The following is a 22701-nucleotide window of genomic DNA, read 5'->3' on the forward strand; positions in this document are numbered from 1 at the left end:
GGGAGATGTTCGGCAGGACAGAGGGGGTGTGAAGGAACTCCGCGATAGTGACTACGCTGCAACCGATTTCAAGCCTGCGCCGCCAGCCAGTCCCTGACTTTCCGCGCATTCTCGCTCAACTCCCGGTTCTTCGGCCAAACCACATAGAACGCCTTGCCGGTCTTCAGCACATGATCGGTCACCGGCACCAGCAGCCCCGACGCCAGGAGCCGTTCGGCCAGATGCCGCCAGCCAAGCGCGATGCCCTGGCCTTCCATGACGCCCTGGATCACGAGGCCGTAATCGTTGATGCGCAGGCCGCGCGCGGTGTTGTCGAGGCTGCCGCCCGCCGACTGGAACCATTCGTCCCAGCTAGCCGCCTCGCGGTAGGGCTCCTCGAGGTGGATCAGGCGATGCGTCGCCAGCTCCGCGACGCTCCTTGGCATGCCGAATTTCGCGAGATAGCTGGCGCCAACCACCGGAAAAATCTCCTCGTCGGCCAGCGGCAGCGAATGATAGTCGGCCCAGTCGCGCGGCTCGCCGCCGCGCACGGCGAGCGGGATGCCCTCGGCGATGATGTCGAGATCGCGGTCGGCGGTCTGGATGCGCAAGTCGATGCCCGGCAGTTCGTCGCGGAACTGCTGCAGGCGCGGCATCATCCAGAACGAGCCGAAGGCGGTCGACGCCGCCAGCGTGACATGGCCGCCGCTCGCCTGCAGGCGCAGATCCTCGGCCGATTTGCGGATATGCGACAGACCGAGCGAGACGTCGGCATGGAAGCGTTCGCCCGCTTCTGTCAGGACGACCTGGCGGTGGCGGCGCTGGAACAGCTGCGCGCCGAGCTGTTCCTCCAACCCGCGCACCGCATAAGAGACGGCGGCTTGCGTCATGCCGAGCTCGCGCCCGGCAGCGGTGAAGCTCGACAGCCGGCCCGCCGCCTCGAAGACGATCAGGCTGCCGGCCGAGGGCAGGAGGTGGCGCAGGCTCCGCATAAGCTGAGCTTATACAAGAGATCAGGATTTTCCAGCATCACATCCATATTTCCTCTCGCTAACTTGGTTGGACGGAATGAGGAGGCTCCATGAACGCACCGGCCACTGAACTGACCGAGCAAACCCACCGCCGCGGCGGCGGTCGGCTCGGACGCAAGGCGCTGAGGAGCGCCCCCGTCACCTCGTTCCCGACGCTGGTCCGCGAGATCCCCACCTACCAGATGGTCCCGGACGAGGCGGTGGAACTGATCCACCAGGAGTCACTCGCCATCCTCGAAGAGGTCGGTTGCGAGTTCCGCGACGACGAGGCGATCGCCACGTGGAAGGCGGCGGGCGCCGACGTGTCCGAGACACGCGTCCGCATCGACCGCGGCCTGCTGATGGAACTGGTCGCGAAGGTTCCGTCCGAATTCACCCTCAATGCGCGCAATCCCGAGCGCACCGTGCGCGTCGGCGGCAAGAACTCCATCTTCGCGCCGATGTATGGCGCGCCTTACGTGCGCGACCTCGACAACAACCGGCGCTATGGCACGCTCGAAGACCTCAACAATTTCCACAAGCTCGCCTACATGGCGCCGGCGCTGCATTCGTCGAGTTCGATCATCTGCGAGCCGATGGAGATCGCGGTGCCGAAACGGCATCTGCACATCATCCATTCGGCGCTGAAGCACTCCGACAAGCCGTTCATGGGCATCGTTACTTCCAAAGATCGCGCCGAAGACACGATGGCGATGGCGGGCATCGTCTTTGGCGAAGATTTCGTTCGCGACAATCCGGTGCTGGTGTCGATCACCAACTGCAACTCGCCGCTGGTGTGGGACGCCACCATGCTGGACGCGATGAAGGTCTATGCGCGCAGCAATCAGCCGCTGATCCTGGCGCCCTTTGCGCTGTGCGGCGCATCGACTTCGGCCTCGGCCGTCGGCGCGGTGGCGCAGGTCAATGCCGAAGCATTGGCCGGCGTCGCTTTCACCCAACTGCTGCGCCCGGGTTCGCCGCAAATCTACGGCCAGTTCATGGTGACGGTCGACATGAAGACCGGCGCGCCGATGGGCGGCACACCGGAAGCCGCCCAGATGATGTATCTGATGGGCGCGCTGGCGCGGAAATACAAACTGCCCTGGCGAACCTCCGGCTTCCATGTCGGCTCCAAGCTCAACGACGCCCAGGCCGGCTATGAATCCAACATGCTGATGCATGCCGCCATCCTCGCCGGCGCCAATTATATCTGGCACTCCGCCGGCTGGTTGGAGGCCGGGCTGACCTGCGGCTATTCGAAATTCGCCACCGACTGCGAGCAGCTTGTCGGCTGGTACAAATATGCCGGCGGCCTGCCGTTCGACGACTTCAAGGAGGCCATGGCGGCGATCCGCGAAGTCGGGCCGCAGGGCCATTTCCTCGGCACCCAGCATACGCTCGACCATTACGAGTCGGCATTCTTCATGCCCACCATCATGGACTTCAACTCCTACGAACAATGGAAGGCTGGAGGGGCGAAGGACCACGACACGCGCGGCCGCGAGAAAGCCCGCAACATGCTGGCCGACTATGAAGAGCCGAAACTCGATGAGGGCATTGCCGAGGGCCTCAGGGACTTTATCGCGCAGCGCGAGGAGAGGCTGCCCGACAGCGTTAGCTAAGAGAACGACGAATGAGTTGATAACGGGCGAAGACCCGATGGGAACCGCAAGGGAGAAAGACATGACACTTTTCAAAAGCAATGGCGATCGCGTGCCAACGGCCGTCGAGGCGATGGCGCAAGAGACGCGTGCTGGCCGTATGGACCGGCGCGAGTTTCTTGCATTGGCAAGTGCGTTCGGCGCATCGACGGTGCTGGCCTACGGCATGATCGGCCTGGCCGCGCCGGGACAGGCTTTTGCCGAGGAGCCGAAGAAGGGCGGCACGCTGCACATATCGATGTCGGTCAAGGCCCAAAAAGATCCGCGCACCTATGACTGGGTGGAACTCGCCAACATCTCGCGCTGCTGGCTGGAGCCGCTGGTCCGCTACACCAGGGAATTCACCTTCGAGCCAGTGCTGCTCGAAAGCTGGGACATCAATGACGACGCCACTGAATACACGTTGCATGTGCGCAAGGGCATCACCTGGAACAATGGCGATGCTTTCAATGCCGATGACGTGGTCTTCAATGTTACCCGCTGGTGCGAGAAGAAGGTCGCCGGCAACTCCATGGCCGCTCGCGTCGGCGGGCTGATCGACGAAAAGTCGGGCAAGGCCAGGGAAGGCGCGATCGCCAAGGTCGACGACAATACGGTCAAGCTGACGCTCAGCGCGCCCGACATTTCGCTGATCCCGAACCTCACCGATTATCCCGCGCTCGTCGTCCACCGCAATTTCGACGCCGAAGGCGCCGACCCGGTCAAGAAGCCGATCGGCACGGGCCCGTTCGAACTGGTCTCCTACGATGTCGGCCAGAAGGCGGTGGTCAAGCGTCGTGAAAACGGCAAGTGGTGGGGTGGTGAAGCGCCGCTCGACAGCGTCGAGTTCATCGACTACGGCACCGACTTCAACGCTTCGATCAACGCCTTCGAATCCGGCGAGATAGACCTCAATTTCGAGACGCCGGCCGACTTCATCGACATCCTGGATAAGATGGGGCTGGAGAAGTCCGAGGTTGCGACGGCAACCACGCTGGTTGCCCGCACGAACGTTACCCACAAGCCCTATGACGACCAGCGGGTGCGCAACGCGCTGCAGATGGCGGTCGACAACAATGCGGTGCTGGAACTCGGCTATGCCGGGCGAGGGACGGTGGGCGAAAACCACCATGTCAGCCCGATCCATCCGGAATATTTTGCGCTGCCCAAGAAGACGCGCGACTCGGCCGGCGCCAAGAAACTGATGGCGGACGCTGGGCAGGCCGATTTCGAGCACGAGCTGATCACCGTCGAGGACGATTGGCAGAAAAACACCGGCGACGCGATTGCCGGCCAACTGCGCGACGCCGGCATCAAGGTCAAGCGCACGGTGCTGCCGGGCTCGACCTTCTGGAACGACTGGACGAAATATCCCTATTCGATGACCATCTGGTACATGCGCCCGCTTGGCGTCCAGGTGCTGGCGCTTGGTTATCGCACCGGCGAGGCCTGGAATGAATCAGCCTATTCCAACCCGGACTTCGACGCCAAGCTGAAGCAGGCGCTGTCGCTGATCGATGTGGAGAAGCGGCGTGAGGTGATGAAGGATGTCGAGCAGATCCTGCAGGATTCCGGCGTCATCATTCAACCCTTCTGGCAGAAGCTCTACAGCCACATGAACAAGAAGGTGAAGAACTACGGCGTCCACCAGACCTTCGAGATGGACCTGCAGAACGTCTGGCTTGATGGCTGAGACGGTGCAGCCGGGCTTCATGAGCCGCAAAAAAACCGATATGCAGGATGTCTGGTATTGCACCTTGCCGCCAAACTTCCGGAGATCCTGCATGAAACCGATAGTGCTTGCCGCTGTCTTTTCGATTGCCTTGCCAGCGACAGTGCTGGCCGGGCCGGCTTCCAACGCCGTCAAGTTCTTTTATGTGCCTGAAGTGAAATTCGAGGGAGACGCAAAGTACCGCGACCGCTTCACCGAGCCGGTGACCAAGCTGTTCGATCTCAACGACCAGGCAACGAAGAACAAGCCCGACGAAGTCGCCTGCCTCGACTTCGATCCCGGCCTCGACGCCCAGGATTTCGACCAGAAGTCGATTGCCAAGACATTGAAGCTGGCCGAGACCGTCAATGGCGATACGGCCGAAGTCACCGCCACCTTCAGCCTTTTTGCGGAAGGCGATGATTCCAAACGCGAAATGCTGTGGTCGCTGAAGAAAATCGACGGCAAATGGAAGGTCGCCGACATTACCTCCAAGACCAGCAGCTGGACGCTGAGCGCGCTGGAATGCATGCCCGACAAAGCGCCGGAGTGATCCTGTGCTCCGCCGTCTTGCCCTGGCGCTGTCGCCCATGTGCGTGCTGGCGGTGGCTATGAGCGCAGCCGCGGCACAAGGCCTGTTGGGCCCGCCGCCAGCCAATGCCCCGGCCGTGACGGCACCGGCCGGCGCAGCACCGCCCGCAAATCCACCCGGGACAGCGGTGGAAGCGGCGACACCGCCGGTTGGGTGGTCGCCGGCCGACGCCGCACCGGCCGCACCCATTCTGCCGGGATCCCCGACGGCGGTGGTGCGGCCATTTTACGATCAGGTGGGGCTGGAGATCGATCCGGCGCAGCGCAGCCACTTCATCGACCCGGCAAAAACCGTTCTCGACAAGAGCGACGCGTTGCGCAAATCCGGGCAGGGCGAATGCCTCGACCCCAACATGGCGCTCGACAATGCCGACTATGACAAGGCCGAGATCGATAAGAGCCTGAAGACACTCGAAGCGATCAATGGCGACCAGGCCAAGGTCATTGTCGCCTTCGTCGTCGCCGGCAACCCGCATCGCCTTGAATGGAAATTCAGGAAGGTCGACGGCGACTGGAAGATATCCGATCTGCTTTCGGTGACCGGTGAATGGGCGCTCAGCCAGTACCAGTGCGAATAATGTCGATTGAGGATCAGCGCCTGCGATCCTTCGCGCCCCTCTCTGTCCTGCCGGACATCTCCCCCACGGGTGGGGAGATCAGCAGTTCCAGCGTCTCGCCCGCTCCGCATCATTTGAGATTAGCTAAAGCCGGCGTAGCGGCCAATCTCCCCCCGTGTGGGGGAGATGTCCGGCAGAACAGAGGGGGGCGCTGTCCCGCTAAAGTTCCGCAAAATAGCTTCAGCCCCTTCCGCGATAGGGGGCAACGCCGGTGTCGGGCAACCAGGCGCCTTCGGGCGGAGCGCCGGTCTGCCAGAAGACATCGATCGGAATGCCGCCGCGCGGATACCAATAGCCGCCTATGCGCAACCAGAGCGGCTTCGTTGCCGCCACAATGCGGCGGCCGATCATCACCGTGCAGTCTTCATGGAAAGCGCCATGGTTGCGAAACGAAGTCAAAAACAGTTTGAGCGACTTCGATTCCACAAGGGTGGCATCGGGTGCGTAGTCGATGACGAGATGAGCGAAATCCGGCTGTCCGGTTACCGGGCAGAGCGAGGTGAATTCCGGGCAGGTGAAGCGCACGATCGCCGGCGGCCCGTCGCCGCGCTGGAACGGCACGGTCTCCAGGACCGCGGTCTCCGGGCTCTGTGGCGTCCCGACGTGGGCGCCGAGCTGGGTGAGGGTTTTGGTATCGATCATCGTGGTTTTCCTGGGGATTTTCCGCGCTCATTAGCATCGGATCAAAAAGTGTGCAGCGATTTTCGGATAAATTCGATGCTTAAGACAAGAACTGGAGCAGCGCGCGCTGCTCCGACACAAACTGGAACGGCAGGAAGATGATGACCAGCAACGACCCGCTTCTCCAGCCTTACCAGCTCAAACACCTGACGCTGAAGAACAGGGTGATGTCGACCAGCCACGAGCCGGCCTATTCAGAGGACGGCATGCCGAAACAGCGCTACCGGCTCTACCACGCCGAAAAGGCCAAGGGCGGCATGGCGCTGACCATGACGGCGGGCTCGGCCATCGTCTCGCGCGACAGCCCGGCCGCGTTCGGCAATCTGCATGTCTATGACGACCGCATCGTGCCGTGGCTGGCCGAACTGGCGGGCGCCTGCCACGAGCATGACTGCAAGGTGATGATCCAGATCACCCATCTTGGCCGCCGCACCGGCTGGAACAAGGCCGACTGGCTGCCGGTGCTGTCGGCCTCGCCGGTGCGTGAGCCGGCGCACCGCGCGTTCCCGAAAACCATCGAGGACTGGGACATCGAGCGCATCGTCGCCGACTATGCGTCCGCTGCGCAGCGCTGCCAGGCGGCTGGCCTCGACGGCATCGAGTTCGAATCCTACGGCCATCTGATGGACGGGTTCTGGTCGCCGGCCACAAACCATCGCGACGACGAGTTCGGCGGTTCGCTCGACAACCGGCTGCGCTTCACCGACATGGTGCTGGATGCCGTGCGGGCTGCCGTCGGTGAGAAGTTCATCGTCGGCATCCGCATGGTCGCCGATGAGGATTTTGACAAAGGCCTGTCGAAGGCCGAGGGCGTCGAGATCGCGAGACGGCTCGCCAATTCTGGCAAGGTCGATTTCCTGAACATCATCCGCGGCTCGATCGAAAGCGACGCGGCGCTCACCAAGGTTATCCCGGTGACCGGCATGCGCTCTTCGCCGCATCTCGATTTCGCCGGCGAGGTGAGGGCGGCAACAAAATTCCCGACCTTCCATGCGGCGCGGATTTCCGATGTCGCCACGGCGCGCCACGCCATCGCGACCGGCAAGCTCGATATGGTCGGCATGACCCGCGCCCATATCGCCGACCCGCACATCATCAAGAAGGTCATGGAAGGTCGCGAGCACGAGATCCGGCCTTGCGTCGGCGCCACCTATTGCCTCGATCGTATCTATGAAGGCGGCGAAGCGCTCTGTGTCCACAATGCCGCGACCGGCCGCGAGGCCGAGATTCCGCATATCATCGTCATGACCGAAGGGCCCAGGCGGAACGTCGTCGTCGTTGGCGCTGGCGCTGGCGGGCTCGAGGCAGCTCGCGTCATGGCCGAACGTGGCCATCATGTCACGGTGCTTGAAGCCTCCGGTCAGGCCGGCGGCCAGGTCCGGCTCGCGACGCAGAACCCGCGCCGCAAGGAACTGATCGGCATCATCGACTGGCGGCTGGCCGAACTCGACCGGCTCGGCGTCGGGATCCGCTACGATACATGGGCCGAGCAGGACGATGTGCTGGCGCTGTCGCCCGATGTGGTGGTGATCGCCACCGGCGGCCTGCCGCAGAACCCGCCGCTGACATCGGGCGACAATCTCGTCACGTCGAGCTGGGACATCATGGCCGGCAGCGTCAAGCCGGCGGAGAACGTGCTGCTCTTCGACGACAATGGCGGCCATCAGGGCATGGGCGCGGCGGAGCTGATCGCCAATGCCGGTTCGAAGCTGGACCTGGTTTCGCCGGAGCGCTTCTTCGCCCCCGAAATGGGCGGCATGAACCACGTGCCCTATATGCGCGCCTTCCAGGAGAAGGGCGTCACCATCACCATCAACACCAGGCTGCGCTCGGTACGGCGCGAGGGCAACCAGCTGGTCGCCGAACTCGCCTCCGACTTTGCCGACGGCTGGCGCGGCGAGAGGCGGGTCGACCAGGTGGTGGTCGAGCACGGCACGGCGCCGCTCGACGATCTCTATCTCCAGCTGAAACCGCTGTCGAAGAATGGTGGCGCGGTCGACTATGAGCGGCTGGTCGGCGGCGGCGATATTTTTCCTTCACGCAATCCCGAAGGCGGCTTCGTGCTGTTGCGCATCGGCGATGCAGTCGCCTCGCGCAACATCCATGCCGCCATCTATGACGGCATCAGGTTCGGCTTGCGGGTTTGAGCCTACAAGCCGGCCTACGGCTTGTTCCAAAGCTCGATCTCACCCTTCCGGCGGGCGCATCTCGATCGATCAAAGTGATGGGTGGCGCGCAGCCAAACCTCTGTGCGGAGAGCCACCTTGCACATCCGTCCGAACTGCGCGCCGCGTACGCCACCAGCCGAGAGCCAGGCGACGCACGATGCGGAATGGTCTTCAACCGGGAGGCGACGCGCGGCAGGGCTCAAATCATCCTGGCGGTCGCCATGCAAAGCACGGTGAGCACCAGCAGCCAGGCGGCGATGCGCTCGCCGCGGGCCATTTTGGTGCGCAGCGCCGCTTCCGTTGCGACGTCCGCGCCGGCAAGCTGCCGGCTGGTCTTGCGGACGACGACGCTGAGAACGCCGGCAGCGGCGAAGGCGGCCAGGATGCCTAGCGCCAGCACCATTTCCATCGAGCCGAAATAGGCGCCGTGGAAGAAATACCAGAGCAGGGCGCCGGTCACGAACACCATGCCGGCCGAGCCCATTTGCGGTCCGATAAAGCGCTCCGCCCTGATCTCGGGGTCGCGGGCAAGCGTGATGGTGGTGCCGGCCCAGAACACACCGGCCATGACGTGAAGGCCGATAACGACGATGTAGACATATTGCATGACCGCTTCCTCCTTGCCCGCCGCCCGTCCTCGGATCCCTGTCGAATGCAGGATGATACGAACTCGGTAGATCGACACCCATGATAGTTAGGTATCAAATGGTTCGATGTCAATGTATAATGCCGCGTTCCATCGCTCGGCGCCTTGTTCTACTGTCGGCGCATGACTCCCTTTGACCGTCCGCCAATCGGCATGAATCTCGCGCGCACCTCCAAGCTGGTGGCGCAGGCATTTGACGCCGCTTTGGTCGAGGCCGGGGGCACGCTGCCGGTGTGGCTGACCTTGCTTTCGGTCAAGTCGAGCGAGCTTGCCAACCAACGCGAACTTGCCGGCATGATCGGCATCCAGGGCGCCACGCTCACCCACCATCTCAACGCCATGGAGGCGCAAGGCTTGCTGACGCGCCGCCGCGATCCGGACAACCGCCGGGTTCATCTGGTCGAGCTGACGCAGGCGGGCGAAACGATGTTCCTGAAGCTGCGGGCGGCGGCTCTCATCTTCGACAAGCGGCTGCGCGCGGGATTGCCGGACGACAGGCTGGCGGAGTTCGCCGAGGTGCTGGCGGCATTGCGGGCGAATGTCGCGCCGGCCAAATGACCGGCACCGGTGGGCAATAGTCTAGGCTAAATTGCCCTGAAGCACCTTCAGCTTGGCTTTCTTCGGGCTGCGCGCCAGCAGCCATTCGCGCGCTTTGTCCTGCGGCATCGGGAAGGCGATGGAATAGCCCTGCACCTGATCGCAGCCGATTGCCATCAGCGAATCGAGCTCGGCTTCGGTTTCCGCGCCCTCGGCGACGATCGAAATGCCGAGACCGCGCGCCAGCTCGGTGATGGCGCGCACGATCTTGGTGTTGTCGCCATTCTCGTTGATGTTCTGGACGAAGCGGCGGTCGATCTTCAGCCGGTCGATCTCGTTGGGATTGACGTGGCTGAGCGAGGCATAGCCGGTGCCGAAATCGTCGAGCTCAAGATGGACGCCGGCAGCGCGGATGTGGCGCAGCTTCGCCGCGATGCCCGTCTTCTCGTCGTCGAGAATGACGGATTCGACGATTTCCAGCGACAGTTTCTGCGGAGCAAGGCCGGCCTTTTCCAGCGTCGCGAACAGGAAGCGGTCGAAGTCGGGTTCGCGCAGCTCGGTGCCGGACACGTTGACGGCAAGCCGGCCGAAAGCGATGCCGGCGCGATCCCATTCGGCTGCTTGCTCGATCGCCTTGGTAAAGACGATGCGGCCGATCTCGGGCATGAAGCCGCATTTTTCGGCGACCGGAATGAACTCGCCCGGCGCAATCATGCCGCGCTCGGCATGCTTCCAGCGCACCAGCGCCTCGATGCCGCTGATGGCGCCGTTGCTCAGCGACACCTGCGGCTGGAAATAGACTTGGAAGGCGTTCTCCGAAATCGCGACCTTGATGTCGTGCTCGAGCTGCTTGCGGTAGTCTAGCTCGCGCCTGAGTTCCTCGGAGAAGAACGAGAAGCTGCCGCCGCCGAGCTTTTTGGCGGAATAGAGCGCGAGGTCGGCGTGGACGAGCAGATCCTCGGCATTGTCGGCGTCGATGGGATAGACGGCAATGCCGGCGCTGGCCCCTGGAAGGATGGTCGTGCCCTGGAAGGTAATCGGCTCGTTGATCTCCTCCAGGATGCGCCGGGCCAGCATGTTGATGTCCTCGGGGCCGCCGGCGCCATTGAGGATCATCACGAATTCGTCGCCGCCAAGGCGCGCGCAGAGATCCGACGCACGGCAGGAATCGCGCATGCGCTGCGCGGTGACGACCAGCACATAGTCGCCGGCGGCGTGGCCGAGTGTGTCGTTGATCTGCTTGAACCGGTCGAGGTCGAGCTGGATGACCGCCAGCCTCTCGCGCCGGCGATGCGCGCCCTTGATCAGCGTTTCGAAGTGGTCGGTCAGGAAGGTGCGGTTGTGCAGGCCGGTCAGCCCGTCATGTACGGCGATGAAGGCCATCGAGTTGCGGGCATCGACAAGCTCGTGCGTCTTGCGCAGGATCGCCTTCGACATCGGCCGGAAGATGAAAAGCGCCACCAGGACGATGACGCCGATGGTGGCGTAGAACAAGGTGCGATGGAGATCGAGGAGCTTTTCCGACCGCTCGTCTGCGAATGCGGCGATGCGTTGGCCGAGCGCGGCATAACCCGACAGCGTCGCATTGGCGACGGAAGCATCGAGATTGACGCGCTCGCCGCCGCCCTTGTAGGCGGCATTGCCGGAGAGCTGGGATTCGAAGGACGAGATCAGCCTTTCGCCATTGGCGACCAGCCCGACCGAGAAATAGTCGAGGTGGAACGGCTTGCCGTAAAGGACGCTCTCGATCGACTTTGGATCGGACAATGCTGGCGACAGTGGGTCGGCTCCCGTCCGTTTGAGCAGCAGGTCGTAGTTCGTCTCGAACTCGGCGGTCGCCTGTTTCAGCGCGGCAACCAGGGCCGGCTGCTTGTCACGCGCGGCGGAGCCGGTTGCGCTGGTCAAAAAGACGATGCGCTGCGACAGCGCCTTCTGGGTGCTGACGATGTCGAGCAGAGTATGGTTGTGCTGTTGCGCCGCCATCATCTGCTGCAGCAGGATGAAGGAAGCCATCACCATAGCCGCGATGATCAGCAGCGCCAGCCAATAGCCGCTCTTGATCAGCAGGATGAGTTTGCCCGAGACGGTTTGCGCCGGCTGCTGAGACATATTCTAGGTGACCCCTCGGTCGACGGATTTCTGCCACCGATTCGTGGCAAGAACACCATTGCCTTGAAAGGGTTAACAGGTCTGGAAGCCGGCGGAACTGCTGCTTCCGCAGTAAACGAAAGCTGCCGAGATGGTTATCATGTTCTTTCGCGGCATGGCCGTATTCGCGTGCCTGCTACTCCAGCATGCTGGCCATGCGATCGGATCGCGCCAGGGTTGAGCCCGCCGTGCCACCGAAACGGTCGCTTTTGCGATGGATTTTTAGTGCGCGTAGCGCGACAGTCGCGCCAATCTCAACAGGACTTGATCATGAGCGCGGCATTCCTCTCCCATATCGACAACGAACTGCAAGGGCTGAAATCCGCCGGGCTCTACAAATCCGAGCGGGTGATCACCTCGACCCAGTCGGCTGAGATCGAAGTCGGCGGCGACAAGGTGCTGAACTTCTGCGCCAACAACTATCTCGGCCTCGCCGACAGCGCCGAGTTGCGCACCGCGGCCAAAGGCGCGCTCGACCGCTACGGTTACGGCATGGCCTCGGTGCGCTTCATCTGCGGCACGCAGGAAGAGCACAAGCAGCTTGAATCAACGATTTCATCCTTCCTCGGCCTGGACGACACCATCCTTTACGGCTCCTGCTTCGACGCCAATGGCGGCCTGTTCGAGACACTGCTCGGTGAGGAGGATGCGATCATCTCCGATGCGCTGAACCACGCCTCGATTATCGACGGCGTGCGACTGTCGAAGGCAAAACGCTTCCGCTACGCCAACAACGACATGGCTGATCTCGAAGCGCGGCTGAAGGAAGCGAAGGATTGCCGCTTCCGCCTGATCGCCACCGACGGCGTGTTCTCCATGGACGGCATCATCGCCAATCTGAAAGGCGTCTGCGACCTCGCGGAAAAATACGACGCCATGGTCATGGTCGATGACAGCCATGCCGTCGGCTTCGTCGGCAAAAACGGCCGCGGCTCGGCCGAGCATTGCGGCGTCGAGGGCAGGGTGGACATCATCACCGGCACGCTCGGCAAGGCGCTGGGCGGCGCGTCGGGCGGCTATACCTCGGGCAAAAGCCAGGTGGTCGACTGGCTGCGCCAGCGCTCGCGGCCCTATCTCTTCTCCAACACGCTGATGCCGGCGATCGCCGGCGCCTCGATCAAGGTTTTCGAGCTGATCCGAAATGGCGATGCGCTACGCGAGCGCCTCTATGCCAATGCGGCGCGGTTCAGGTCCGAGATGGGCAAGCTCGGCTTCACATTGGCCGGCGCCGATCACCCGATCATCCCGGTGATGCTGGGCGATGCCAGCCTGGCGCAGGAAATGGCGGCGCGCATGCTGAAGCGCGGCATCTATGTCATCGGCTTTTCCTTCCCGGTGGTGCCGAAAGGCCAGGCGCGCATCCGCACGCAGATGTCGGCGGCGCATTCCAGCGCCGACATCGACCGCGCCGTGGCGGCATTCGCCGCAGTCGGCAAGGAACTGGGCGTGATTGGCTGAGAGTTTTACCCTCCCCCTTTGTGGGGAGGGTCGACTTCCGACCGCTTGCGAAGCAAGCGGGCGGGAGGCGGGGTGGGGGTCTGCAGGGTCACGACCTCCGCCAGTTTTTGACCCCCACCCGGCCCTTCGGGCCACCCTCCCCACAAGGGGGAGGGTAAGGAGTTGTAGCATGTCGAACATGATGAAGGCGCTGGTGAAGGCCAAGGCCGAACCGGGCATCTGGATGGAAGAGGTGCCGGTGCCGGAGATCGGCCCCAACGACGTGCTGATCAAGGTCAAGAAGACGGCGATCTGCGGCACCGACGTCCACATCTACAATTGGGACCAGTGGGCGCAGAAGACCGTGCCGGTGCCGATGGTGACCGGCCATGAATTCGTCGGCACGGTGGCCGATTTCGGCGCTGCGGTCACCGAATACAAGGTCGGCCAGCGTGTCTCCGGCGAAGGTCACATCGTCTGCGGCCATTGCCGCAATTGCCGCGCCGGCAGGGGGCATCTCTGCCGTAACACGCTCGGCGTCGGCGTCAACCGCCCCGGCGCCTTCGGCGAATATCTGGCGATCCCGCAGCACAATGTCGTGCCGATCCCCGACGATGTGCCCGACGAGATCGCCGCGATCTTCGATCCCCTGGGCAATGCCGTCCACACCGCTCTGTCCTTCGACCTGGTCGGTGAAGACGTTCTGGTCACCGGCGCCGGGCCGATCGGCATCATGGGCGCGCTCGTTGCCCAATGTGTGGGGGCGCGAAAAGTCGTCATCACCGACATCAACCCGGTGCGGCTGGCGCTGGCCAAAAAGCTCGGCGTCCAGCATGTCGTCGATGCCTCGAAGGAAAAACTGCGCGACATTATGCCGGCGCTGGGCATGACCGAGGGTTTTGACGTCGGCCTCGAAATGTCGGGCGCCGCGCCCGCCTTTCGCGACATGATCGACACCATGAACAATGGCGGCAAGATCGCCATTCTGGGCATCGCGCCGACCGGCTTCGAAATCGACTGGAACAAGGTCATCTTCAAGATGCTGCACTTGAAGGGCATCTACGGCCGCGAAATGTTCGAGACCTGGTACAAGATGATCGCCCTGGTGCAGGGGCCGCTGGATGTGTCGGGTCTGATTACGCACCGCATTGGGATCGACGATTTCCAGACGGGGTTTGACGCGATGCGGAGCGGCAGTTCGGGCAAGGTGGTGATGGATTGGTGAGGCACGTGTGGGTGCAAGATGGCGGACAATGAGCACGGTCGTATCATTGCCTCGCAGGCAAAGCTCGTACTGAAGCCGGCCGGATTTCGACGCAAAGGGCAGTCCCGAATCTGGATCGCCGATCGCGGCTTCTGGCTAAGTGTAGTCGAGTTCCAGCCCAGTTCCTGGTCCAAGGGCACTTACCTTAACGTAGCAGTCCACTGGCTCTGGGGTTCGCTTCCGGAAACGATTACCTTCGATCGCGTTGAGCGCATTGGACAGTTCGTTCCGTTCGAGAGCCCGCCACAGTTTCTTCTCGCGGTTGATCAAATGGCCAAGAAGGTCGTCGAAATCGATCAGGTTCACCGATCGATGTTCCCTTCCGTCCAAACGACAGCGAAAATCCTCGTGAGTGAATTGCAGCCGGGCGCCTACGGCGAGTGGGCGGCCTTCCACGCCGGGGTGGCGGCTGGTTTGGCCGGTGATTTTGAAACGGCAAGGCGACTGTTTGAAAGCGCTCAAAGACACGCGGCTTCGCAAGCGCAGGCGCTTCTAGCCTACATTGATGATCCGGCGGCATTTCGAAGCCGTGTCAGAGGCTTCATTGAAGCCGAACGCGCCTATTACGGTCTAGGGGCGTTGCCTGCCGCATTCGCGATCTGATTTCAGCGACGGTCGAACTTATGGGAAGATCTCAACCCAAGGTGAGTTTTGCCTCCAGCGCCGCCACCCCATTCACAATCGCCGCCCGCTCTTCCGTACCAAGCCTCGCCAGCAACTGCCGTTCAAAGGCTTTCGCCAGCGGCACCATCTCGCGATAGGCGGCCAGTCCCGCCTTGGTCAGCGCCAAATGCTCCACACGCCGATCATTCTCGTCCGGCGTGCGCGTCAGCCAGCGCCGCCGCTCAAGCTCCGCCACCGCCCGCGAAACCTTGGTCTTGTGCATGGCCGACTGCTCGCCGAGCGCCGTCGCGGTCATCGTGCCGCGCTGTCCGAGCCCAGAGAGTGTGCGCCATTCCGGCCGCGTCAGACCGTGACGGTCGCGGTAGATTTTTGAAAATTCTCGGCTGACAGCGTCGGCCAGCCGGTAAAGCCGGTAGGGCAGGAAATTTTCGAGTTCGAGGGTTTCCATATGCGCACCGTGGATGCGGCATCAGCCGTTGATAGTTACATTTTCGATGGTTACAAATGAAACCAGTTTGGTCAACATCGCCGGCAGGCCGCGCTTCGCGGCGGTCGGGATCAGGGAGGATCGGATGGAATTTTCCTACATGCCGGGCTTCGGCAATGATTTTGAGACCGAAACGCTGCCCGGCTCGCTGCCGCAAGGGCGCAATTCCCCGCAGCGGCCGGCTTACGGACTTTATGCCGAGCAGCTCTCGGGCTCGCCCTTCACCGCCCCGCGCGGCACCAATGAGCGCTCCTGGCTCTACCGCATCCGGCCGAGCGTAAAACACACCGGCCGCTTCAAGGCGGCGAGCTATCCCCTGTGGAAGACCGCTCCCAATGTCGGCGACCACGAGCTGGCGCTCGGCCAGTACCGCTGGAACCCGGTGCCGATGCCGAAGGAGCCGACCGATTTCATTCAAGGGATGCGCACCATCACCACCGCCGGCGACGTGCTGGGCCAAAGCGGCATGGCGGCGCATGTCTATGTCGCCAACCGCTCGATGGTCGACGATCATTTCTTCAACGCCGACGGCGAGTTGCTGGTCGTCCCCCAGGTCGGCGCCTTGCGCTTCGTCACCGAGATGGGCGTCATCGAGCTGCGGCCCGGCGAGATCGCCGTTTTGCCGCGCGGGCTGGTGTTCAAGGTCGAGCTCATCGACAAGGAAGTGCGCGGCTATGTCTGCGAAAACTATGGTGCCAAGCTGACGCTGCCCGACCGCGGTCCGATCGGCGCCAATTGCCTCGCCAATCCGCGCGACTTCAAGACGCCCTGCGCCTGGTTTGAGGAGAAGGAGACGCCGTGCCGGCTGACGGTGAAATGGTGCGGCAATTTCCATGTCACCGAGATTGGCCATTCGCCGCTCGACGTCGTCGCCTGGCACGGCAACTACGCGCCCTACAAGTATGATCTGGCGACGTTTTCTCCGGTCGGCGCCATCCTGTTCGACCATCCCGATCCGTCGATCTTCACCGTGCTGACGGCGCCGAGCGGCGAGGAAGGCACTGCCAACATCGACTTCGTCATCTTTCCGCCGCGCTGGCTGGTGGCGGAGGATACGTTCCGGCCGCCCTGGTACCACCGCAACATCATGAGCGAGTTCATGGGCCTGATCCACGGCCAGTATGACGCCAAGGAGGAAGGTTTCGTGCCCGGCGGCATCAGCCTGCACAATCTGATGCTGGCCCACGGCCCAGACGCGCCTGGCTTCGAAAAGGCCTCGCGCTCCGAGCTGAAACCGGTCAAGCTCGACAACACCATGGCCTTCATGTTCGAGACCCGATTCCCGCAAATGCTCACCCGCTACGGCGCCGAGCTTGAAACAAGGCAGGACAATTACATCGATTGCTGGACCGATCTGAAGAAGCGTTTCAACGGCACGCCGGAGGGCGACTGGTCTTGAGATCAGCCCGATGAACGACCGGCTGGTGCTTCTCGGCTCCAAGGGCGGCCCGGCGCTGCGGCCGGGCGGGCCGTGGCCGAGTTCGTCGCTGCTGGAACTGGGCGGGCGAACCATCGTCGTCGATTGCGGGCTCGGCGTCACGCGCGGCCTGGTCGATTCCGCCGTCAGCCTGAAGGCGCTCGACCTGGTCTTCATCACCCATCTGCATTCCGACCATGTGCTGGAACTGGGTCCGTTGCTCCACACCGCCTGGACCGCCGGCCTCGCCAGCCCGGTGACGCTGTTCGGACCGCCCGGCACCGGCCAATACTGGCGCCGCTTCTGCCAGGCGATGGAGTTCGACATTGAAATTCGCATCGTCGATGAGGGCAGGCCGGACATTCGCGAAATGGCTTCGATCGTGGAATTCGGCGAGGGCGAGATTTTTGCGCAGCGCGGCCTGAAGGTCTCGGCACTGCGCGTCGACCATCCGCCGGTCACGGACTGTTTCGCGCTGCGTTTCGACCACGCTGGCAAAAGCATCGTCTTCTCGGCCGACACAGCCTTCTTTCCGCCGCTCGCAGGCTTTGCCCGAAATGCCGACATTCTCGTCCATGAGGCCATGCTGGAAGAAGGCATCGAGCGGCTGGTCGCCAGGACCGGCAACGGGGCGCGGCTGAAAGAGCATCTGCTTGCCAGCCACTCATTTGCCGAGCAGGCAGGTCGCATCGCCAGCGATGCCGGGGTGAAGAGGCTGGTGCTCAACCACCTCATTCCGGCCGATGATGCCGCGATCGGCGAGGCCGACTGGGAGGCGGCCGTCAGGAAATCGTGGGCGGGTGACTTGACGATTGCCCGCGACGGCCTTGTTGTGAACTTAGACGGCGCCAAAGCCGCATCAGGAGAGGAAACCGCATGAAGCTTGCCACATTGAGGGACGGGACGCGCGACGGAAAGCTTGTCGTCGTCTCGCGCGACCTGACGCGCTTCACCGACGCCTCGTTCCTGGCGCGCACGCTGCAGGCGGCACTCGACGACTGGCAGCGGATTTCGCCGCACCTGGCGACGATCGCCGAATCGCTGGAGAACAATGCGGTGCCGTCGGCACGCTTCCATGAGCATGACGCCCATTCGCCGCTGCCGCGCGCCTATCAATGGGCCGATGGTTCTGCCTATGTGAACCACGTCGAGCTGGTGCGCAAAGCCCGCGGCGCCGAGATGCCGGCAAGCTTCTGGACCGATCCGCTGATCTACCAGGGTGGCTCGGATTCCTTCATCGCGCCGCGCGAGCCGATCCGCACGGCGGACGAAGCCTTCGGCATCGACATGGAGGCGGAAGTCTCCGTCATCGTCGACGATGTGCCGATGGGCGCCAGCCTCGACCAGGCGCGCGCCGCCATCCGGCTGGTCATGCTGGTCAATGATGTGACGTTGCGCGCGCTCACCGGACCCGAGCTCGCCAAGGGGTTTGGCTTCTTCCAGTCGAAGCCGTCCTCGGCTTTTTCGCCGGTGGCGGTGACGCCGGACGAACTCGGCGACGCCTGGGATGGCGGCAAGGTCAACCTGCCTCTGCTCGCCGACGTCAACGGCAAGCCGTTCGGCCGTGCCAATGCCGGCGTCGACATGACCTTCGACTTCCCGGCGCTGATTGCCCATGCCGCAAAGACACGGCCGCTGGTTGCCGGCACCATCATCGGCTCCGGCACCGTCTCCAACAAGCTGGATGGCGGGCCGGGCAAACCGGTGGCGGCCGGCGGCGCCGGCTATTCCTGCATCGCTGAACTGCGCATGATCGAGACCATTGAGTCTGGCGAGCCCAAGACGCCGTTCCTGCGCTTTGGCGATACAGTGCGTATCGAGATGAAGAATAAAAGCGGAAACTCGATCTTCGGCGCCATCGAGCAGAAGGTCGAGAAGTCCCAGGCATAAGAGGGGCAATGCAATGACGGGCGAGGCGTTCTACCTGCTGGCCGGCGTCTGGGCGTTGGCCATTCTGGTGGTCTTCATCCAGGCGATCCGGCTGAGCTACCGCATCGAGGCGCGCTCGCCCGATCTGACCAACCACAGTGGCTACCCGCGCAAGGCGATGATGTTCCACACCATCACCAACACCAATGTGGCGCGGGACGAGGAGACGCAGGCGACGCGGCGGCGCATGAACCGGCTTTTGCTGATTGTTGTCGCCGGCTTCGCGGTGATGGCGGCAGGCTTGTATCTGATGCGATCGACGGGAGCGTGAATGGCAGATGGCCTATACCGCTTCTTATCTTTGGTTTCTTGGGCTTTGCAGCGTCGCAACCGGCTGGCTTTTGATTTCCGCAATTCGGCTCTGCCGGCAGGTCGAGGATCGGTCTGAAAGGCTGCGTAATTTCAGCAGCGAGGCGCGCCTGCCGAGGCTTGTGTACGTCGCTTTGAACCGGGAAGTCGCAAGCGATGCAGGAACGCAAGAACTGCGCCGCGGTATGAACGTTCGTCTTCTGGGGATAGCTGCCATACTCGTCATTCTGAAGTTGGTGGACTTGGTCGGTTGGCCAAGCGCATAACATGGATATTCTCACCCACTTCAGCCGCATGGCCGGCAACAATCTCTGGTCGAATGACCGGCTCTACCGCGCTGTGCTTGCGCTGAAGCCCGGCGAATTCGAAGCCGAACGCACCAGCTTCTTCCCGTCGATCAAGGCAACGCTCAACCACATCCTTGCGGTCGATCATCTCTATCTCGATTTCCTTGAGGAGGGCGGCGTCGGCGCGGCCGCCCATGACGACTACGTGCCGTTCGATGTGCCGCAGGCGCTGTTTGCCGCTCAGGTCGCGGCAGATCGACGCCTGATCGCCTTTTGCGAGAAGCTGTCGGAGGCGGATCTCGACCGTCGGGTCATCACGGACCGGCGCGAGGACGGCATGATCCCCGAAAAGATCGGCGACATTCTCGCCCATGTCTTCCTGCACGACATCCACCATCGCGGCCAGGTTCACGCGATGCTCTCGGGCAGCTCGGTCGCGCCGCCGCAGCTGGACGAGTTTTTGCTCGATTATGATTTGAAGGTGAGGAAGGAAGAGGTCGAGCGGCTGGGCCTCTGACCTTTATCTGGTGTACTCGTTCCATTCAGGGCCGAGTTTGTCGAAATCGTCAGAAATCCAAATCTTGCCCTTCAGGGCACCTATGCGCGACAACAAGTCTTCTCGAACTGGTGGCACGAGCCGCGCCGCGATCTTGCCGTGACGAGTGATGACTATCTCCTCGCCGGTCTCCGCGCGGCCGACGAGTTCCGCTAGTTTGGCCTTTGCTTCGGTTATGGAGACGTTCACGGGTTGACCCTTTTTATCGAAACTTAGATCAAGGCCGATCGAGCCGCAAACGGGGGTTCAGGCCGCCTTGCCGTCGACCTTGATCACGCCGCGCTTGATCTGGTCCTGCTCGATCGACTCGAACAGCGCGCGGAAATTGCCTTCGCCAAAACCTTCGTCGCCCTTCCTCTGGATAAATTCGAAGAAGATCGGGCCGATCACGGTTTTGGAGAATATCTGCAGCAGGATCTTGGTCATGCCGCCGTCGACCACGCCTTCGCCGTCGATCAGGATGCCGTGCTTCTTCATCCGCTCGATCGGCTCGTCATGCCCGTTCACCCTGTTGTACGACATGTCGTAGTAGGTCTCCGGCGGACCGGGCATGAACTTCAGCCCGTTGTCGGCAAGCTTGTCGGTGGCGGCGTAGATGTCGTCGGTGCCGACAGCGATATGCTGGATGCCTTCGCCATTGTACTTCTTCAGATACTCGGCGATCTGGCTGGTGTCGTCCTTGGACTCGTTCAGCGGGATACGGATCTTGCCGCAGGGCGAGGTGATGGCGCGGCTGACGAGGCCGGTGATCTTGCCGTCGATGTCGAAGAAATGGATCTGCTTGAAGCCGAACAATTCGCGATAAAAGTCCCACCATTTGTCCATCTGGCCGCGATAGACATTGTGGGTGAGGTGGTCGAGGAAATAGAAGCCGACGCCCTGGGGCCGCGGGTCGCGTTCGCCCAGCCACTCGAACTCGGCATCATAGGCCGAGCCCTTCTTGCCATAGGCTTCGATGAAATAGAGCAGTGAGCCGCCAATGCCGACAATGGCCGGCACGTCGAGCGCCTTGTCGTTGCCGTCGTAGGGCGTGGCGCCTTTCGATACCGCATGCTCGAACGCATGCTTTGCATCGACCACGCGCCAGGCCATCGAGGCGGCGCAGGGGCCGTGCTTGTCGACGAATTTCATCGCATGCGAACCCGGCTCGGCATTGACGACATAGTTGATGTCGCCCTGGCGCCAGACGGTGATGTCCTTCGTGCGGTGCTTGGCCACCGCGACATAGCCCATGCGGGTGAACAGCTCGGCGAGCTTCTGCGGCTCCGCATGGGCGAACTCGACGAACTCGAAACCGTCGGTGCCGGCGGGGTTTTCCTTGCTGATCTTGGCGGGCGGGGCGTCGTGCGGAAAGGGACCCATGGCATTGCTCCAAAACTGGCGGTGGCCGCAGCGGACCACGTGCAATCATAACGCGGAGCGGCTGCACGGTGCTTGCATTCAAACGCTTGAAATGATCAGATCGTGCGTGAATTGTGCACAAACGGGCCAAAGATCATGAATGAGACGCGCATCGATCAGTTCGACCGCAAGATAATGGCACTTCTGCAGGGCGATGCGCGGCTGACCAACAACGACCTGTCGGAGCGGGTGAACCTCTCCGCCTCCCAATGCTCGCGCCGCCGCCAGCGGTTGGAAGAGGACGGCTATATCAAGGGCTACCGGGCGGTGCTCGACCGCGACAAGCTCGGCTTCTCGCTGGTCAACGTCATCTCGGTGACGCTCGCCACCCACAACCGCGACAATGCGCGGCGCTTCGGCGAATTGCTGGCGCGGCTGCCGGAAGTGCAGGAGGCGCACGCGCTGACCGGTGAGATGGATTATATCTTGAAGGTGGTGACGCCCGATCTGAAATCATTGTCGGAATTCGTCAACGGTGTGCTCCTGCCGCACGACTCCGTGCAGCATGTGAAGACGGCGATCGTGTTGGAGACGCTGAAGGAGACCGGCGCGCTGCCGATCTAGTTTGAGAGAGTTTCAGTTGATACGTCGGCGGGACAGCACCCCTCTCTGGCCTGCCGGCCATCTCCCCCGCAAGGAGGAGATCAGCAGCTTTGTCCAGCGCTCATCCTGCAACGTCGGCGATTGGCGAAGAGCGAAGGCGACATCCGATCTCCCCCCTTGCGGGGGAGATGTCCGGCAGGACAGAGGGGGGTGTGAGGGATCGCCAGCGCCTCAGGATGCTCACCCCTTGGACTGCTGGATCAGCCCGTAGAGATTGGTGCAGCGCGCGCCGGAGCGGCAATAGGCAAACACCGGGCCTTCGAGCGCGTCGAGCGCTTCGGCCTGATCTTCGACATTCTCGGCTGTGATCTGGCCGCTGATCACCGGGATGTAACGGAAGGCCAGCCCCGCGGCTTCGACCGCCGCCTTGACGCTGTCGGCCGAAGGCTGGTCGGGCTGCTCGTCATCCGGCCGGTTGCAGATCACGCTCTTGAAACCGGCTTCCTTGATGGCGGCGGCATCTTCGGGCTGGATCTGGCCCGAGACCGAATAGTCCTCGCTGATTTCGCGATATTCCATGGCTCTCATCCTCCAATCTGGTTTGGCGCAAAGTCTTGCCACTCTCACACGAGGTCGGCAATCCGCGCCGGAAAGAAATCCCTCGGCGCAGATAGACATTTGCGGCCCAAGATCCAACCCAGGCTCAAGAGGTTTCGCGC

General features: G+C 62.6%; 24 protein-coding genes. 16 read left to right on the plus strand and 8 right to left on the minus strand.

All coding sequences use genetic code 11. The annotated features are described in order from the left end of the window. Positions 1–68 precede the first annotated feature (68 nt). Entirely contained in the window at positions 69–971 is a 903-nt protein-coding gene (locus NKI37_RS14810) for a LysR substrate-binding domain-containing protein (protein WP_352791302.1), read from the minus strand. Between the two features lie 89 nt (positions 972–1060). Between NKI37_RS14810 and NKI37_RS14815 the strand changes: the two genes are divergently transcribed. From NKI37_RS14815 to NKI37_RS14830, 4 genes are all read left to right on the plus strand, one after another. Then, positions 1061–2611 (plus strand): trimethylamine methyltransferase family protein, encoded by a 1551-nt coding sequence (locus NKI37_RS14815; RefSeq protein WP_352791303.1) that lies wholly within the window; start codon positions 1061–1063, stop codon positions 2609–2611. Between the two features lie 61 nt (positions 2612–2672). Then, a complete protein-coding gene (locus tag NKI37_RS14820) occupies positions 2673–4322 on the plus strand; it encodes an ABC transporter substrate-binding protein (RefSeq protein WP_352791305.1) in 1650 nt (549 codons plus the stop codon). 91 nt (positions 4323–4413) lie between these two features. Next, the gene (locus NKI37_RS14825) at positions 4414–4893 is read left to right on the plus strand and encodes a DUF3828 domain-containing protein (RefSeq protein WP_023694426.1); all 480 of its coding nucleotides are present in this window, start codon (positions 4414–4416) and stop codon (positions 4891–4893) included. Positions 4894–4897: 4 nt separating this feature from the next. Next, positions 4898–5509: a hypothetical protein gene (locus NKI37_RS14830; RefSeq protein ID WP_023824541.1), complete on the plus strand. Its 612-nt coding sequence runs from the start codon at positions 4898–4900 to the stop codon at positions 5507–5509. A 219-nt stretch (positions 5510–5728) separates the two neighbouring features. Here NKI37_RS14830 and queF read toward each other — a convergent pair whose 3' ends face one another. Continuing rightward, positions 5729–6190: a preQ(1) synthase gene (gene queF / locus NKI37_RS14835; RefSeq protein ID WP_023715229.1), complete on the minus strand. Its 462-nt coding sequence runs from the start codon at positions 6188–6190 to the stop codon at positions 5729–5731. Positions 6191–6330: 140 nt separating this feature from the next. Between queF and NKI37_RS14840 the strand changes: the two genes are divergently transcribed. After that, positions 6331–8376, plus strand: a complete 2046-nt coding sequence (locus NKI37_RS14840; RefSeq protein WP_352791307.1) for an oxidoreductase — start codon at positions 6331–6333, stop codon at positions 8374–8376. A 220-nt stretch (positions 8377–8596) separates the two neighbouring features. Here NKI37_RS14840 and NKI37_RS14845 read toward each other — a convergent pair whose 3' ends face one another. Continuing rightward, a complete protein-coding gene (locus NKI37_RS14845) occupies positions 8597–9004 on the minus strand; it encodes a hypothetical protein (RefSeq protein ID WP_023682929.1) in 408 nt (135 codons plus the stop codon). A gap of 192 nt (positions 9005–9196) precedes the next feature. On the opposite strand from NKI37_RS14845, the gene NKI37_RS14850 reads away from it, so the two are divergent. Beyond that, positions 9197–9601: a MarR family winged helix-turn-helix transcriptional regulator gene (locus NKI37_RS14850; protein ID WP_023672921.1), complete on the plus strand. Its 405-nt coding sequence runs from the start codon at positions 9197–9199 to the stop codon at positions 9599–9601. A 21-nt stretch (positions 9602–9622) separates the two neighbouring features. Here NKI37_RS14850 and NKI37_RS14855 read toward each other — a convergent pair whose 3' ends face one another. Continuing rightward, positions 9623–11689 (minus strand): putative bifunctional diguanylate cyclase/phosphodiesterase, encoded by a 2067-nt coding sequence (locus NKI37_RS14855; RefSeq protein WP_352791309.1) that lies wholly within the window; start codon positions 11687–11689, stop codon positions 9623–9625. A gap of 309 nt (positions 11690–11998) precedes the next feature. Between NKI37_RS14855 and NKI37_RS14860 the strand changes: the two genes are divergently transcribed. From NKI37_RS14860 to NKI37_RS14870, 3 genes are all read left to right on the plus strand, one after another. Continuing rightward, the gene (locus NKI37_RS14860) at positions 11999–13186 is read left to right on the plus strand and encodes a glycine C-acetyltransferase (protein WP_352595630.1); all 1188 of its coding nucleotides are present in this window, start codon (positions 11999–12001) and stop codon (positions 13184–13186) included. Between the two features lie 169 nt (positions 13187–13355). Then, positions 13356–14390, plus strand: a complete 1035-nt coding sequence (tdh, locus tag NKI37_RS14865) for an L-threonine 3-dehydrogenase (protein ID WP_352710174.1) — start codon at positions 13356–13358, stop codon at positions 14388–14390. An 18-nt stretch (positions 14391–14408) separates the two neighbouring features. Then, positions 14409–15032, plus strand: coding sequence for a DUF4304 domain-containing protein (locus NKI37_RS14870; RefSeq protein ID WP_352519327.1), 624 nt, complete (start codon positions 14409–14411; stop codon positions 15030–15032). Between the two features lie 31 nt (positions 15033–15063). Here NKI37_RS14870 and NKI37_RS14875 read toward each other — a convergent pair whose 3' ends face one another. Then, entirely contained in the window at positions 15064–15501 is a 438-nt protein-coding gene (locus NKI37_RS14875) for a MarR family winged helix-turn-helix transcriptional regulator (protein WP_023724852.1), read from the minus strand. Between the two features lie 124 nt (positions 15502–15625). Here NKI37_RS14875 and hmgA point away from each other — a divergent pair, with 124 nt between their 5' ends. The 6 genes from hmgA to NKI37_RS14905 are packed head-to-tail and all read left to right on the plus strand — an operon-like array spanning position 15626 to position 19999. Further along, positions 15626–16939, plus strand: a complete 1314-nt coding sequence (gene hmgA / locus NKI37_RS14880) for a homogentisate 1,2-dioxygenase (protein WP_031215466.1) — start codon at positions 15626–15628, stop codon at positions 16937–16939. A 10-nt stretch (positions 16940–16949) separates the two neighbouring features. Beyond that, entirely contained in the window at positions 16950–17837 is an 888-nt protein-coding gene (locus NKI37_RS14885; protein WP_023672914.1) for an MBL fold metallo-hydrolase, read from the plus strand. Then, complete coding sequence (locus tag NKI37_RS14890) at positions 17834–18847, plus strand: fumarylacetoacetate hydrolase family protein (RefSeq protein WP_023672913.1); 1014 nt, start codon at positions 17834–17836, stop codon at positions 18845–18847. Before NKI37_RS14885 ends, NKI37_RS14890 begins: the two co-directional genes overlap by 4 nt. A 13-nt stretch (positions 18848–18860) precedes the next feature. Further along, on the plus strand, positions 18861–19157 hold the full coding sequence (locus NKI37_RS14895) for a hypothetical protein (protein ID WP_352790532.1): 297 nt from the start codon (positions 18861–18863) through the stop codon (positions 19155–19157). Between the two features lie 7 nt (positions 19158–19164). Beyond that, positions 19165–19461, plus strand: coding sequence for a hypothetical protein (locus tag NKI37_RS14900; protein WP_023698017.1), 297 nt, complete (start codon positions 19165–19167; stop codon positions 19459–19461). 1 nt (position 19462) lies between these two features. Continuing rightward, on the plus strand, positions 19463–19999 hold the full coding sequence (locus NKI37_RS14905; protein ID WP_352790530.1) for a DinB family protein: 537 nt from the start codon (positions 19463–19465) through the stop codon (positions 19997–19999). 3 nt (positions 20000–20002) lie between these two features. On the opposite strand, the gene NKI37_RS14910 is transcribed toward NKI37_RS14905, so the two are convergent. Beyond that, positions 20003–20227, minus strand: coding sequence for a type II toxin-antitoxin system Phd/YefM family antitoxin (locus tag NKI37_RS14910; RefSeq protein ID WP_352520908.1), 225 nt, complete (start codon positions 20225–20227; stop codon positions 20003–20005). Positions 20228–20284: 57 nt separating this feature from the next. Then, positions 20285–21400, minus strand: a complete 1116-nt coding sequence (hppD, locus tag NKI37_RS14915) for a 4-hydroxyphenylpyruvate dioxygenase (protein ID WP_023694412.1) — start codon at positions 21398–21400, stop codon at positions 20285–20287. Between the two features lie 135 nt (positions 21401–21535). Here hppD and NKI37_RS14920 point away from each other — a divergent pair, with 135 nt between their 5' ends. Then, a complete protein-coding gene (locus NKI37_RS14920) occupies positions 21536–22003 on the plus strand; it encodes an Lrp/AsnC family transcriptional regulator (RefSeq protein WP_023689628.1) in 468 nt (155 codons plus the stop codon). A gap of 219 nt (positions 22004–22222) precedes the next feature. On the opposite strand, the gene NKI37_RS14925 is transcribed toward NKI37_RS14920, so the two are convergent. Continuing rightward, positions 22223–22561, minus strand: a complete 339-nt coding sequence (locus tag NKI37_RS14925; RefSeq protein WP_023672907.1) for a protein tyrosine phosphatase family protein — start codon at positions 22559–22561, stop codon at positions 22223–22225. Between the last annotated feature and the right edge of the window lie 140 nt (positions 22562–22701).

Origin of the sequence: Mesorhizobium sp. M0626 (assembly GCF_040320665.1) — a bacterium.
Classification (GTDB): Bacteria; Pseudomonadota; Alphaproteobacteria; order Rhizobiales; family Rhizobiaceae; genus Mesorhizobium.